Source organism: Bacillus sp. EB600 (assembly GCF_024494385.1).
In the GTDB taxonomy this organism is placed as follows: Bacteria; Bacillota; Bacilli; order Bacillales; family Cytobacillaceae; genus JAEVLT01.
In genome coordinates, this window is record NZ_JAEVLT010000018.1 from 45,080 (window position 1) to 58,553 (window position 13,474).

A 13,474-nucleotide genomic window follows, 5' to 3' on the forward strand; every position below is an offset into this window, starting at 1 on the left:
ATCTCCTTTAAACATATAAATCATTCTTACTATATTTTATTTTGTTATTATCAATTATTATGACTTGGTACTAATTTTAGCAATGATTTTTGAATAAGGCAACCTTTATATCAAGTTAACTTCCGCATCTATCCATACCGATGACCAAAATAAATCATATTCTAAATATTAGGAAGAATAGAGAGGGGTAAGATTACGCATGGAAGAAGACAAGAAGAGTGATGGCAAGGTCGCTGAAGACCCATTTTCACGGATGATGTTTGGTTCAAAAAGTGAGGTGGAGGAAAACCAAGTTCAACAAGCTTCTTTAGATTATGAAGAATTAATGGTAAATATTGACTCCCTTATCGAATCCGCACAAAATTTAAAACCATTGTTCCATAAAGTCTTTCCGATCATCGAACAATTGTGGAAAAAAGAGTAAAGAGGATGCCATCATCATCCTCTTTCGCTTACTCTTGATTTACTTCCTTACTTGCTTCTTCCCTTCCGAGTTCATAGGCCTCTTGCATAACTTTTGTAAATAATTCCATAAATGGCTGAATCACATCTAATGACAACTCCACGCCAGCTTTATCTAGTTGCTCTTTTGCCTGGGGCAAATATTTTAAGGCAATTTGCATAAATTGTAGTGATTTATCTTGATCGTTCATATAGAAGTCTCCTTTTAGTTGTTTGTTTCCTTGTTTCATTTTAATTTTAAATTCGTTTATTCATTTTTATTTTGCTAGTGCTTCTTGATAGAATCCCTCAATTTCCTGCTGCCATTCATATGTAGCAAATGATCCCTACTTTATGGGGATTTTACAAGTGAAAAGCAACCATATCCCTCTAACGCATTTCTGCTTCCAAGAGTAAACCTCTCACTTTGCTGATTAACCACCTATATTCTAACCTTATGAAAAAAAAATGAAAAGCTAATTTTGCAAAGAAAAGCGGAAACGACCGTTTAGCGCACGACAGGACTGAAGCACACTGACTGAGATAAGGTGAAACTTCAATCAGCGAGGTTTTATTCGCTGATTGTTAGTTAAGCCAATCGGGTATTAACGGGCAGTTGAGAATCTACTGCCCGTTAATACGGGATAAAGGAAACACGAAGAGCGTTAGCGACTCGATGTTGACTTATCGTAAGGTAGTGGGCGAAGTACACTAGTCGCTGGGCGCTGGCCCACTAAAAGCGCCGCCGTCCTGGCGGCAACGTCGGCACTAGCACGTCCTGTGCGTCGGAGCTAGACAATTCTAAAGTTAAAATACTTTCTTATCTTTCAAAATGAACTTAGGATTCATCCTCCAAGTCGCGTAAGAGGGATATGTGTTCCCTTTGAATCGTAAGTGATTCACTGTATGGAGTAATATTTTGTAAAGATAGCTTTACTATTTGTTCATCACTTTTAATGTCTACACTCTCACATTCACTTTTTATGCTTTGGTCAATTTTTAGAAAGTCAGCACAACGCTTCCAACTCTCAGGAATACCGCTTTCAAGCAAGAAACTTCCCGGTTTACCTGTTTGGATTGTCTCAAACATCGGGTCAAGTGCGTCATTAATAAAAATAGCATCAAATGGCCATTCTCTTATTACAATTTGTTCTTCTATTTTATTTAGCTGGTTTAACAGCAATCTTTGAAAAAGAAATGAAGGTGGCTGCCAAGGACCAAAGATTGTTGGTAAATAAACAAGCTGGATCGAGCGATCCTTCCGTTTTGTTTCCTTTAAAAAATCCTTTACATCCTCGATGCCATTTAAATCGTTAGAACCTGTTATCAATTGAATCGGGAGCAGGTAGACAATCTGGTTTTTAGTTTGTTTTTGTTTGTTTAAAGATTGGACCATGTTTGCGAATACTTTTTTAGTAGTTAATGCAGATTCTTTATATGTCATTAACAAATCATAGAGTGAAATAATAATAATCGCAGGCCCGCTTTCAGCTTCGCTCAGATTATCCGAATCCTGTAGTGCCTTCTCTACAAAATTTGCATTTCTGCCAACTTCTAGTCTTTTTTCTTCTACAAATAAGGCATCTTCCATATTAAAATGAATCCCGGTTACACAATAGCCTTTTTCAAGAAATCCCTTGCAAAGGTGAAATCCAACAAATTCATGAACACCATAAATAATAACCTTGTCCAATTTAGCTCCCCCCAATTAATTCCTAATGAATCCTATGCAGATTCATTAGGAATTATTTCATTTGGCTTAACTCACAAGACTTTCTCATGACTGTTAAAAAATTTTACAATCATGGTTCCCAGCTGCTGCTTTTTTTCAGGGAGTATTAAGCTAGACTCAACAGTTTTGTTTTCAACTTCATGTTTTATTAATGACTGGTTATACTTCGTTTGGTTATAGGATCTGCCGCCAGTCAGAACATGAATCATTTTAATCGGTATCCCACTATCAAGGGGAATATCCTCTTCACAATTAGAAATTTCAACTTCTAGTTGCTTAAAACTGCATTGATAAGCACACTCCAATTCCTTTGAGAGCTTTTTGTAAAAGAATTTATGCTCTCTTTCCTGTTCAAGGTGATGCTTCAATGAAAGGATTGGATTAAGAAAGACGACAGACCTTATCTGGTCCCTCATTTTTTTCATCAATTTTAGAGCTGTAAGGGCACCCATACCTTCAGCAAGAATATGAATTTTGCTATTTAAAATTTCTGATCTTATCACATGTTGATACAATCTTTCTGCTAAGTCCGCGGCTTTCTCACTTCCCCAACTTCGTCCATAAAGGTTTGAGGAAAATACCATGTACCCTGATTGTTTAAATTTATTTATAATAGGCAGCTTCCCTTCATTCTGTGACCAGAAGCATTTTCGAGCATCTACGAAATGACGTTCATCTCCTAAAATCAAGATACCAAACCCTGTAGGTTTTTCAGGGTAATGGATCGTATTCCACTCAGTATCAAGCTGAAAATTCCGGTTCTCCATGATTAAACTCCTTTTGCCAGTTTTCCTCACCTTATTTTATGTTGCTTCCAATAAAGTGAACGGGGCCAGCGCCTATTGTTACAATACAAACTAAAAAAAATAGCAAAATGTCGAAATTATCTTTTATTATTTCTATTTTTTTTTGCATATGGTAAGATAAAAATGGATTATAATAGGTAAGAGGTGAAAAATTGTGCGATTTTTTTGGTCTTTATTCTGGGGATTCCTTCTTGTACAAATGTTGACTTACGTGATCACTTCCATGCTTGGAACTGCGTATGATTTTAAAATTGGTAGCATTCTAGCTTTAGTTGTTGTAGTTTTGGTGTATGCAATATCAGCAGTTATTCCAAACGACCCAGTCGAAAAACATTAATTTTTTCTTTAAAGGTCATCCTGCTATGCACAGGATGACCTTTTTACTTTTAGTCAACGTCCCTTTTTAAACGATCGCTTCCGCTTCTATTCTTATTTCTCCATTTTCGATAGTGACGTTTACCTTTGAATGATCGTGAATATGCCCAGCAATAATTTCACGAGCAAGCTTTGTTTCAAGATTTCTTTGAATAAATCTCTTTAATGGTCTTGCACCATAGATTGGATCGAATCCATTAACTGCAATAAATTCTTTTGCTTCCTCTGTCAGCGTAACTTCAATCTGTTGTTCGTTTAATCTTTGCTGCAGTTCTTTAATAAGCTTTACCACAATATCTTTTATTTCCACTACTGATAACGGCTTGAACAAAATAGTTTCGTCAATCCGATTTAAAAACTCGGGGCGAAAATGGGCCTTTAACCCATTTAAAACATTTTTTCTCGTGTCCTCATCTATCTCATTTCCTTGTCGTTCAAGCAATAGATTGGATCCAATATTAGAGGTCATGATGATAACTGTATTTTTGAAGTCCACCGTCCGTCCCTGCGAATCTGTTATCCGTCCATCATCCAGTACTTGCAATAAGATATTGAAAACCTCAGGATGCGCTTTTTCAATCTCATCAAGCAGAATAACTGAATATGGTCTTCTTCTAATGGCTTCTGTCAACTGCCCGCCTTCTTCATATCCGACATAGCCTGGAGGCGCCCCAATTAACCGTGAAACAGCATGTTTCTCCATATATTCGGACATATCGATACGAATCATTTGATCTTCACTGTCAAATAATGATTCTGCTAAAGCCTTGGCTAATTCAGTTTTCCCAACACCAGTAGGTCCAAGAAAAAGGAATGAACCAATTGGACGATTGGGATCTTTGATGCCTGCTCGTGCCCGTAATACAGCATCTGTTACTAATTGAACCGCTTCATTTTGGCCAATAACACGTTCATGTAGAAGACTTTCTAATTTCAGTAATTTTTCTCGTTCACCCTCAACAAGCCTTGCAAGCGGGATGCCTGTCCATCTAGCCACAATATTGGAAATTTCTTCTTCGGTAACTTCTTCTCGGAGCAGCTTTTCTTCATTCTGCATGGCTGTTTTCGATTCCATTTCTTTTAATTCTTTCTCAGCTAATGGAATCTTTCCATGACGCAATTCTGCTGCTCGATTTAAATCATAATCATCCTCTGCGTTTTGCAAATCCCTTCGCAGTTTTTCGAGTTCTTCCCTTTTTTCGCGTAATCTTTGAATACCTCCTTTTTCTTGAATCCATTGTGCTTTCATTAAATCGGCTTGTTCTTTTAGGTTCGCCAATTCTTTCGTTAGTCCTGCTACTCTTTTTTTACTTACTTCATCCTGTTCCTTTCTTAAAGCAGCTTCTTCTATTTCTAACTGCATGACCCTTCTGGTAACTTCATCAAGCTCAGTTGGCATTGAATCAATTTCGGTTCGGATTAAGGCGCAAGCCTCATCAACAAGATCAATTGCTTTATCTGGGAGAAAGCGCTCTGTTATATATCGATCAGATAGGGTAGCCGCTGCTACAAGTGCCCTGTCATGAATTTTGACACCATGATAGACTTCGAATCGCTCCTTTAAACCACGTAAAATCGATATGGTATCCTCAACATTCGGCTCTTGGACAAGGACCTGCTGGAACCTTCGTTCAAGTGCAGCATCTTTTTCAATATACTTTCGATATTCATCTAATGTTGTGGCACCGATGCAGTGAAGCTCCCCGCGGGCGAGCATTGGTTTAAGCATATTACCTGCGTCCATCGCTCCTTCCGTTTTTCCTGCACCTACAATTGTATGCAGTTCGTCAATGAACAGCAGGATCCGCCCTTCACTTTTTTTCACTTCATTAAGAACAGCTTTCAATCTTTCCTCAAATTCACCGCGAAATTTTGCCCCTGCAATCAACGAGCCAATATCCAAGGAAAAAACTGTCTTATCTTTAAGGCCCTCCGGCACATCCTTTCTGACGATCCGCTGTGCAAGTCCCTCCACGATCGCGGTTTTCCCAACACCAGGCTCACCAATTAGAACCGGGTTATTTTTTGTTTTCCGGGATAAGATCCGAATGACATGTCTTATTTCGGTGTCTCTGCCGATAACGGGATCCATTTTCCCCGTTTTAACCTCAGCAACGAGATCTCTGCCATATTTTTTTAAAACATCATAAGTAGCTTCTGGATTTTGGGATGTCACTTTTTGATTCCCCCTTATTTCTTTAATTACTTGTAAAATTTGATCGGCAGTTATTTTGTAGGTGTTTAGTGCTTTGGCTATGGCTGAATCATTTGTATAGACTGCAGCTAATAATACATGCTCAACAGACATATATTCGTCAGAAAAGTTTTTTGCCAGTTCCTCTGCTTTTACAATGATCCTTTGCAATCGGGCAGTTATATAAAGTTTTCCTTGTTCAGCACCTGTTCCACTTACTTGAGGAATTTTTGCTAGTTCCTTTTTTAAAGAATTCTCAATTTTTTGCTGTTCAATGTTTAATTTATGCAGAATGGTGGAAATCAAGCTATCCTCTTGGCTCATAAGCGATAAGAACAAATGTGGTTCATCAACCTCTTGATGGTTTGACTTTATTGCCAATGATTGTGCATCCATTAATCCGTTTTGTAAACGTTCTGTCATTTGGTTCAAGTCCATCATTTTCACTCTCCATTTGACCATTTTTGACCTTTTATTTTATTATAGTCTAAGAAAAAATGAAAGAAAAGTCATCCGATTTGGATGACTTTTCAATTTAATAAATAAGGACATCTCTTTTAACTTTGAGAACTGTCTAGCTTCAGCGCCCAGCGGCTAGTGTACTTCGCTCACTTCCCTACGATAAGTCAACATCGAAACGACTATAGCTCCGTGTTTCCTTTTTCTCAGTCAGTGAGCTCCAGTCCATACGTCGCTTAACGGGCGCTTCCGCATTTCTATTTAATTTAAGGTTTTCTTAAGTAAGTCCATTTGCGATTGTGGTTGGAGTTTTCAGGGAATGCCTCCCCTGCCTTCAGCTTGATCTTCTGCGGGTTATTTATAGTGCTGCCTGTCTCACCAATTTCAATATATATTCCATTGTTAGGCGCTTTTTTCCCTGCTCCAAATTGCCGGTTTTGTCCCAATCCAATTCCTCCTTTCATTTGTCTTTTTTTATTATTTCCTGTTAGGGATTTGATGATAAATGGAAGTTTTTTTAGTTTTTTACCAGCAATGCACTAATTTACAGCTATTTTCCTGTAATGCATATAAAAAAGATACAAATTATGACTAAAATATGAAATAATAACTGATATCATTGAAATGCATTTGTAGTAAACACTATAATGATAGTAGAATCATGATTACTCATGTCCGACTTACTTTAAAAATTTTTAAACAATTGATCTCCCCTTTAAAGGTGGTTATATAATTATGCAGTCAATCGAAAAAATTCCAACAGCACTGCAAGAACTATTCGAAATAGTTCATCATACAAGAAAAGTTGAAAAGGGCACTTTCCTTTTTCAGGAAGGTTCTCTTGCAAATGAATTGTATATTATCCATAGTGGCATTGTTCAAATAAATAAAATTATTCCTGATGGAAGAGAACTAACAATACGTATGTGTACGAGCGGAGATTTAATCTGTGAACTCGATTTATTTTGTCCCGCTGAAAAATATTTACTAAGCGGCCGTGTTACTGAAAGCGGAGAAGTTTCTGTCATTATGAAAGACGTCCTTGAAGAAAAGCTCTCGAAAGATCACATCCTTGCAGCAGAATTCATGAGATGGATGGGTTTCCAATTCCGTAAAACGCAAGCAAAATTTCGCGATTTAGTCCTCAATGGAAAAAAAGGAGCACTTTATTCAACTTTAATTAGAATTGTTAATAGCTTTGGAGAAAAGACAAATGAAGGGTTCTTAATTAGTGTTCCTTTAACAAATCAAGAATTGGCAAATTTCTGTGGTACATCCAGAGAAGTAGTCAATCGTCTCCTAAGTGAATTGCGTAAAGAGGGAGTAATCTCCGTCAATAAAGGGATCATTACCATCCATAATCTAGAATTCCTTCGTAATGAAATTGATTGTGAAAACTGTCCAATTGAGATCTGTAAAATAAACTAGAAATACTTCAGCGTCAACTGAAACATATAATAAAAGCTCAAGCATATGAGATGCTCGAGCTTTTTTTGTTTATCCCGCCACAATTAATTGAATACTGATAATAATAAAGAATAGTGCTGCATTAACAATTTCATATATACCCACTTTTTTTGTTGATAAAGGTTTTCCATAAAAGCCTATTGCTCTAAGTAAACTCGGTATATAGGCAATTGCCGCGATCCAATACCCAAGAACAAGCCAGCAAATTGGTACAAGAATGTGGTAAATCCAAGATATCCATTTGAACTGAACATTCTTCCTTTCCCTGATCATGGTTTTAACATAAAAAGTGCAGCCAATAAAAAAAAGCACTGATGATGAAAAAACAAAGACGGCCATTGCAGTTACCGACCCGGCACCCAGAAAACTACTTGCAATACTTGCAAACGAAAAAGCGAAGATTGCGCTAAAGTCATTCATAAGAGCACGGTCTTTATTTTTAGCTGAATAAAACGCATTTATAATAAAAAAAGGAATCATTAGCAGTCCAAAGTAGATAATGCCGTAATTTTTAAAGAGTGGAAAAAGCAACAATAAAACGGCTGGGACCATATATAGGAATGTCCATTTCGTATAGAATGGGATTTTTTTCTTTTTGAATAATAGAAGCATCGGATAGGTTGCTAAATATAATAAAAGCCATCCGATAAAAAAAGGAACATGCTGCCAAACAACCCCGCCTTCAATTGCCCCCAGCCAAAATGGAATAATTACCATTGCCCAAGCACCATGTTGTTTTGGTAAAAATAATTTCATGTCGATCACTCCTTTTCAGCTATTTTAACTATAAGACAGCTATACTGAAAGGTAAGTGAATCAAATCACAGAAAAATAAAAAGAAGGCCTCAGCCTTCTAAATTGTAACGTATTTTTCATAAACTATGGCTCAAGTGAGTGTGGAAATACTCATGTGAATTTTACATTCACGTAACTGGTAGCTTCTTTACACAGTTGAAATGAGCATTTCCATAACTCCCTTGACCAAATATATCAACAAACATTATATCCCCTGAGTTCATTATATACTTAATTGAGAAAAGGGGCAGTGACTATAGTCACAATTTTGTCATTTTTTAAATTAATTTTTCAAACGAAGCTCATAACTGACTTTTTAAATAACCTATCGCCCACTCAATTGACCTTTTATCATTTATTTGGAAACATGGGATATCTATTTGAGAATCTACTTCTAGTTTCAATCTTTCATCCCAGGTAATAACGATCTTTATATCCCTAACTTCTTTTAATAATTCAAGATCTTCAGCTTTTCTTACTATCAGTAATTTAGGAAATAGCTCACCTTTAAATCCTTCTAGTAAGATAACATCTGGTTTAAAAAAGCTCAATAAGTCAATTTCCTCTTTTAAAGTCCAGTTTGGCTTCTCAGCTCGCAATAAAAGGCGGCCATCACCTTCTACTATTGATGCAAGCGCCCCAGAATCGAGGTGCTTCGAGGAATCCTTGTTTTCAATAACACTTGGTTTTCCACCATGCCCATGGTGTTTAATGGTAACGATGTTCATACCCTCTGTCTTAAGCTGATTAATCAGTTGCGACACAACTGTCGTTTTCCCGCTATTTTGATAGCCAACCACCTGAAAAATAACAGGTTTTACCAAGGCCATTCACAACCCTGCTTATCCTCAAGCATCAGGACTTCTACTTCTGTCCCTATTTCATAACCTCTTGTGCCTCCCGGAAGGATCATTAATGAATTGGAACCAGCAAGACTCATAATGATATTTGATTTATCTAATCCACTTGGCGAAATTCGCAGCTTCCCATCGACAATAGTTAGAGCACTTCTTACAAATCGTGTAAATGGATTTGCTTTTGGAAAATTGGCATCAAGAATTGCCTTTTCTTTCCGAAGATGTGGTTTTTGTGAGAATAGCATCCTCCTGATAACAGGGCGGGCGAATAATTCAAATCCAACATAACATGCAGAAGGATTCCCCGAGAGTCCAAAAAGCAATTTACCATTATACTCGGCAACGGTCGTAACACTTCCAGGCCTCATTGCTACTTTATTAAATAAAACATTTGCCCCTAGCTTTTGGTATATTTCAGGAAGGTAATCAAAATCGCCTACCGATACTCCCCCGGTTGTTACCAATAGATCAACCTTATCCAAGGCATCTTTAACAGCATTGAAACACGTTTCAAATTCATCTGGAAGCTTCCCTAAGTAGTCTACCTTACCACCAACGCGCTCAATTTGTGCTGAAATCATATGGGAATTGCTATTGCGAATTTTCCCAGGAACTAATGGCTCGTTTACCTCTAAAAGTTCTGTACCCGTTGCAAATAAGCCGATAACCGGTTTTCGAGCGACAGGAACATTAGCATATCCAAAAGTAGCGAGCATAGCTTGGATTCCTGGATTAATCACTGTTCCTTTTTCCACAAGGATCTCTCCTTCCCTGGCATCTTCACCATGAAAGGAAACATTTTCTCCCTGTTTAAAGCTCCGTTTAATCGTCATATAAGATTTTCCATTTTTTTGAGAGGTTGGTGCAACCTCAAACATGACAACGGCATCTGAACCCGCTGGCATCATTGCACCGGTCATAATTCTAACAGCCTGATTTTCCTTTAGTGTTTTAGTCGAAACCATTCCAGCTCCTATGTGATCGATAACCTCAAATTCAATCGGATTTGTTAATGATCCTGCCTTGGTATCCACAGACCTCACTGCAAAGCCATCATATGGAGCCCTATCAAAGTGGGGAACGTCACAAGTTGCAATTAAATCCTCCGCAAGAAAACGACCATAGCTATCATCGATCGAAATCAATTCCGGTGTCCCACTATATTGGTATTCCATTATTTTTTGGACAGCATCCCCAATTGAAATCGGTGTTCTTCTTTCAAACATTCTCATCAGCTCCTAAAACAAATAAGTTTACATTATTAAACGGTTAGACATTTCATATTCAGTAATTAATATTATCACTATAATTTCAATTAAAACACAGTAACACATGGAACTATGGGAAGAACTCTTCAAGTATTAATTATAAAGAAAAATCACCCAAGAAGTGTGATGCCCATCACCCATTTTTCTCTTTCATTCCTATATGCTTATGTCATGCGATGCAAAATAGAGGAGGATTACACAAATGAATATCCCTTTTTCAAAAAATTCTCTAGTTAAAGATATAGTAAATGAACTGCCTAAGTCTAGCGACATCTTCAAAAAACATCGGATCGATTTTTGCTGTGGCGGCAATATTCCATTAATACAAGCAGTAACAGAAAATGGAATTGATATGGATCAATTATTATCAGAATTAAACGATGTCTGTGAAAAGAGCCAGTCAGGAGAAACAAACCTTGAGGTTTGGACGGACTCAGATTCAAATACAATTATTGATCACGTTATTTCCAACTATCACCGTCCACTTGAAGAAGAACTTACTATGCTTAGTCCATATGTAACGAAGGTTTCCCGTGTACATGGCGATAACCATCCAGAGCTTCTTAAAGTGAATGAATTATTCTACGCGTTCAAAAAGGGAATGCTTGAACATATGGTCAAAGAAGAAGCAGTTGTTTTCCCCCTAATTAAACAGCTAGAGGCAAATACTGTTGAAAACCGTGAGGAAGCAATTAACATGATCAGTGAATTGGAAAAAGAGCATGATGAATCAGGTTCTCTATTGAAAGAATTGCGTACTGTTACAGCAGATTTTCAATTACCCTTTGATGCTTGCGGGACATACACTTTAGTTTATCAGCGACTTGAAATGCTTGAAGAAGAAACCTTCATGCATGTACACCTTGAAAATAATATCCTATTTCCTAGGTACCTAAAATAAGCTTAAACAGTTATCCATAGTGGCCAAGTCTATAATTTCCTAGAACATGAAAAAACTCTCCTTCAGAGAGTTTTTTCTTTATCCGCCGATATAGGACATTTCAATTTTCTTTCGGTTTTTACGGGTTTCTGCTGTTCTCTCATCTGAGTATCTGTCCGTTCTTCCCGACCAAATTTCAATGATTCTTTCACGAAGCTGCTCATCGGTAGCGCCATTTCTCATAAAGTCACGAATGTCATGACCATTTCCATTGAACAAACAAGTGAATATCTGTCCATTGGCGGATAATCGGGCCCGGGTACAGCTGCTGCAGAATGATTCAGAAACGGAAGTGATAAAACCTACATCTACTTGTGAATCTTTATAATGATATAGCTTTGCTACCTCTCCAAAGTAAGTAGGCTCTAGTGTTTCAAGCTCATAATGTTTTATTAGGAGTTCATAAATCTCTTTTTTTGTAACAACATCATCCATTTTCCAACCGTTGGTCGAACCTACATCCATATATTCAATAAATCGAAGCTGCAGGCCTTCATTCTTACAGAATTCAGCCATCGGAATAATTTCTGAATCATTCAACCCTTTTTTTACAACCATATTTATTTTTATGCCTAACCCTGCCTGTTTTGCCGCATTAACCCCATCTAATACGGGCTTTGTACCAATACCGCGCCCATTAATTTTCCCGAATAACTCATCATTTAGGCTGTCTAGACTTATATTAACTCTTTTTAATCCTGCCCTTTTTAGATCCTCCGCAAGCTTGGATAGAAGTACCCCATTGGTTGTAAGCCCAATATCATCCAGGCCTTCAATAATTGAAAGCTTTTTTACGAGGGTTGGTAAATCTTTCCTCAACAGGGGTTCTCCGCCCGTCAGCCTGATTTTTTTTACTCCTAATGCTACAAAAATTTTAGCTAAACGTTCAATTTCTTCATATGTTAATAACGCACTTCTTGGTAAAAAAACAAAATCGGAGCCAAATTTATCAGCTGGCATGCAGTATTGGCAACGAAAATTACAACGATCGACAACAGAAATTCTTAAATCGTGCAACGGTCTATTCAATCTATCATTAATAATGGTATTTCCCAATAGTATCAACTCCATTATTTTAAAAGCGGATATAAAACAAGTTTACCAATATGAGAATAAAAATACTGTTATTTTTTTCACTTTCATTTCAATCCAAATAAGTTAGTGGGAGTATTAATTGATCTTAGCAGCAACGGAATTCTTTATTTTACTTCCTTACATGCCTGCTTAGATGTTAAAAATGTCACATTTAAGAGTAGTTAAGCCGCTTTTTACGAATAGTTTTCACTGTATTGTCATTGTTTAGATCAATTATACATATCAACTTGCGCTAAAATAAAGTAAAAATAGCAGTCGTAACATAAAAAATACTTTTTTAAAGATAACATCGACTTCATTTCAATAATAAGGGTGAGATAATTGCTAACAAAAATAAAACCAACGCATTCAATTCAAATTAAAGAATTGCTCCAATTTGCTGACCGGAAATTTAAGAGTGAAAGAGGTGCTTTTTTATTTCAAGAAGGAATGGAAGCTGCAGAGCTTTATATTATTCTCTCCGGGCGAGTCCAAATCAGCAAAATTACTACAGACGGCCGTGAACTTTCATTACGAATTTGTGGGGAAAATGATATTTGCGGCGAATTAACCTTATTCACTCCAGATCCTAGATATTTATTAAGCGCCAAAGTTTTAGAGGAAGGTGAAGTAGCAGCCATTCGAAAAGATGTTTTGGAAAATGAAATTTTTCAAAACAGTTCGCTTGCGTTTGAATTTATGAAATGGATGAGTGATCATTTCCGAAAAACGCAAACAAAATTCCGTGATCTTGTTTTAAACGGAAAACGGGGCGCACTTTTCTCTACACTTATCCGTATGTCAAATAGCTTTGGTGTAAAACTAAAAGATGGAATTTTAATTGATTTGCCATTAACAAATCAAGAACTTGCCAATTTTTGCGGAACTTCTCGGGAAAGTACCAACCGTATTTTAAGCGAATTAAGAAGAGATAAAATTATTTCCGTAAAAAAAGGTAAAATAACTATTTTAAATTTACAATTCTTAAAGGATGAAATAGGCTGTGAAAATTGCCCAGCCGTGTATTGCAATATAGAGTAAAGGGACGGTTCTTCCGTCCCTTTTG

14 protein-coding genes are annotated in these 13,474 nt (G+C 36.9%); 5 read left to right on the forward strand and 9 right to left on the reverse strand.

The window, feature by feature from the left end; translation table 11 throughout:
- Window positions 1–199: 199 nt before the first annotated feature.
- Window positions 200–424 (forward strand): hypothetical protein, encoded by a 225-nt coding sequence (locus JN080_RS17435; RefSeq protein ID WP_256237262.1) that lies wholly within the window; start codon window positions 200–202, stop codon window positions 422–424.
- A gap of 28 nt (window positions 425–452) precedes the next feature.
- Here JN080_RS17435 and JN080_RS17440 read toward each other — a convergent pair whose 3' ends face one another.
- From JN080_RS17440 to JN080_RS17450, 3 genes are all read right to left on the reverse strand, one after another.
- Window positions 453–653: a ComZ family protein gene (locus JN080_RS17440; protein WP_256237263.1), complete on the reverse strand. Its 201-nt coding sequence runs from the start codon at window positions 651–653 to the stop codon at window positions 453–455.
- Between the two features lie 626 nt (window positions 654–1,279).
- Window positions 1,280–2,134, reverse strand: a complete 855-nt coding sequence (locus JN080_RS17445; RefSeq protein ID WP_256237264.1) for a hypothetical protein — start codon at window positions 2,132–2,134, stop codon at window positions 1,280–1,282.
- 71 nt (window positions 2,135–2,205) lie between these two features.
- Entirely contained in the window at window positions 2,206–2,940 is a 735-nt protein-coding gene (locus tag JN080_RS17450) for an alpha/beta fold hydrolase (RefSeq protein ID WP_256237265.1), read from the reverse strand.
- Between the two features lie 193 nt (window positions 2,941–3,133).
- On the opposite strand from JN080_RS17450, the gene JN080_RS17455 reads away from it, so the two are divergent.
- Window positions 3,134–3,316 carry a YjzD family protein gene (locus JN080_RS17455; protein WP_256237266.1) on the forward strand — a complete coding sequence of 61 codons (183 nt, stop codon included), beginning with the start codon at window positions 3,134–3,136 and terminating at the stop codon, window positions 3,314–3,316.
- A gap of 66 nt (window positions 3,317–3,382) precedes the next feature.
- Here JN080_RS17455 and clpB read toward each other — a convergent pair whose 3' ends face one another.
- A complete protein-coding gene (gene clpB, locus JN080_RS17460) occupies window positions 3,383–5,986 on the reverse strand; it encodes an ATP-dependent chaperone ClpB (RefSeq protein WP_256237314.1) in 2,604 nt (867 codons plus the stop codon).
- A 287-nt stretch (window positions 5,987–6,273) separates the two neighbouring features.
- The gene (locus JN080_RS17465) at window positions 6,274–6,453 is read right to left on the reverse strand and encodes a YjzC family protein (protein WP_256237267.1); all 180 of its coding nucleotides are present in this window, start codon (window positions 6,451–6,453) and stop codon (window positions 6,274–6,276) included.
- A 289-nt stretch (window positions 6,454–6,742) separates the two neighbouring features.
- Between JN080_RS17465 and JN080_RS17470 the strand changes: the two genes are divergently transcribed.
- The gene (locus JN080_RS17470; RefSeq protein ID WP_256237268.1) at window positions 6,743–7,435 is read left to right on the forward strand and encodes a Crp/Fnr family transcriptional regulator; all 693 of its coding nucleotides are present in this window, start codon (window positions 6,743–6,745) and stop codon (window positions 7,433–7,435) included.
- Between the two features lie 69 nt (window positions 7,436–7,504).
- Here the strand turns inward: JN080_RS17470 and JN080_RS17475 are convergent, their stop codons facing one another.
- The 3 genes from JN080_RS17475 to JN080_RS17485 all read right to left on the reverse strand — a co-directional run bounded on the left by JN080_RS17475 (window position 7,505) and on the right by JN080_RS17485 (window position 10,352).
- Window positions 7,505–8,230 carry a YwiC-like family protein gene (locus JN080_RS17475; RefSeq protein ID WP_256237269.1) on the reverse strand — a complete coding sequence of 242 codons (726 nt, stop codon included), beginning with the start codon at window positions 8,228–8,230 and terminating at the stop codon, window positions 7,505–7,507.
- Between the two features lie 341 nt (window positions 8,231–8,571).
- Window positions 8,572–9,099, reverse strand: a complete 528-nt coding sequence (gene mobB / locus JN080_RS17480; RefSeq protein ID WP_256237270.1) for a molybdopterin-guanine dinucleotide biosynthesis protein B — start codon at window positions 9,097–9,099, stop codon at window positions 8,572–8,574.
- Complete coding sequence (locus tag JN080_RS17485; protein ID WP_256237271.1) at window positions 9,087–10,352, reverse strand: molybdopterin molybdotransferase MoeA; 1,266 nt, start codon at window positions 10,350–10,352, stop codon at window positions 9,087–9,089. The genes mobB and JN080_RS17485 overlap by 13 nt, the downstream gene beginning before the upstream one ends.
- A 244-nt stretch (window positions 10,353–10,596) precedes the next feature.
- Here JN080_RS17485 and ric point away from each other — a divergent pair, with 244 nt between their 5' ends.
- Window positions 10,597–11,295 carry an iron-sulfur cluster repair di-iron protein gene (gene ric / locus JN080_RS17490; protein ID WP_256237272.1) on the forward strand — a complete coding sequence of 233 codons (699 nt, stop codon included), beginning with the start codon at window positions 10,597–10,599 and terminating at the stop codon, window positions 11,293–11,295.
- Between the two features lie 78 nt (window positions 11,296–11,373).
- Here the strand turns inward: ric and moaA are convergent, their stop codons facing one another.
- Entirely contained in the window at window positions 11,374–12,390 is a 1,017-nt protein-coding gene (gene moaA, locus JN080_RS17495) for a GTP 3',8-cyclase MoaA (RefSeq protein ID WP_256237273.1), read from the reverse strand.
- A 360-nt stretch (window positions 12,391–12,750) separates the two neighbouring features.
- On the opposite strand from moaA, the gene JN080_RS17500 reads away from it, so the two are divergent.
- Window positions 12,751–13,449 carry a Crp/Fnr family transcriptional regulator gene (locus JN080_RS17500; protein ID WP_256237274.1) on the forward strand — a complete coding sequence of 233 codons (699 nt, stop codon included), beginning with the start codon at window positions 12,751–12,753 and terminating at the stop codon, window positions 13,447–13,449.
- The last annotated feature ends 25 nt before the right edge of the window (window positions 13,450–13,474 follow it).

Excerpts from the sequence above, each read along its gene's own strand:
- JN080_RS17435 (WP_256237262.1), top strand. The coding sequence starts at position 200 with ATGGAAGAAGACAAGAAGAGTGATGGCAAGGTCGCTGAAGACCCATTT.
- JN080_RS17440 (WP_256237263.1), bottom strand. The coding sequence starts at position 653 with ATGAACGATCAAGATAAATCACTACAATTTATGCAAATTGCCTTAAAA.
- JN080_RS17450 (WP_256237265.1), bottom strand. The coding sequence starts at position 2,940 with ATGGAGAACCGGAATTTTCAGCTTGATACTGAGTGGAATACGATCCAT.
- clpB (WP_256237314.1), bottom strand. The coding sequence starts at position 5,986 with ATGGACTTGAACCAAATGACAGAACGTTTACAAAACGGATTAATGGAT.
- JN080_RS17470 (WP_256237268.1), top strand. The coding sequence starts at position 6,743 with ATGCAGTCAATCGAAAAAATTCCAACAGCACTGCAAGAACTATTCGAA.
- JN080_RS17475 (WP_256237269.1), bottom strand. The coding sequence starts at position 8,230 with ATGAAATTATTTTTACCAAAACAACATGGTGCTTGGGCAATGGTAATT.
- mobB (WP_256237270.1), bottom strand. The coding sequence starts at position 9,099 with ATGGCCTTGGTAAAACCTGTTATTTTTCAGGTGGTTGGCTATCAAAAT.
- JN080_RS17485 (WP_256237271.1), bottom strand. The coding sequence starts at position 10,352 with ATGTTTGAAAGAAGAACACCGATTTCAATTGGGGATGCTGTCCAAAAA.
- ric (WP_256237272.1), top strand. The coding sequence starts at position 10,597 with ATGAATATCCCTTTTTCAAAAAATTCTCTAGTTAAAGATATAGTAAAT.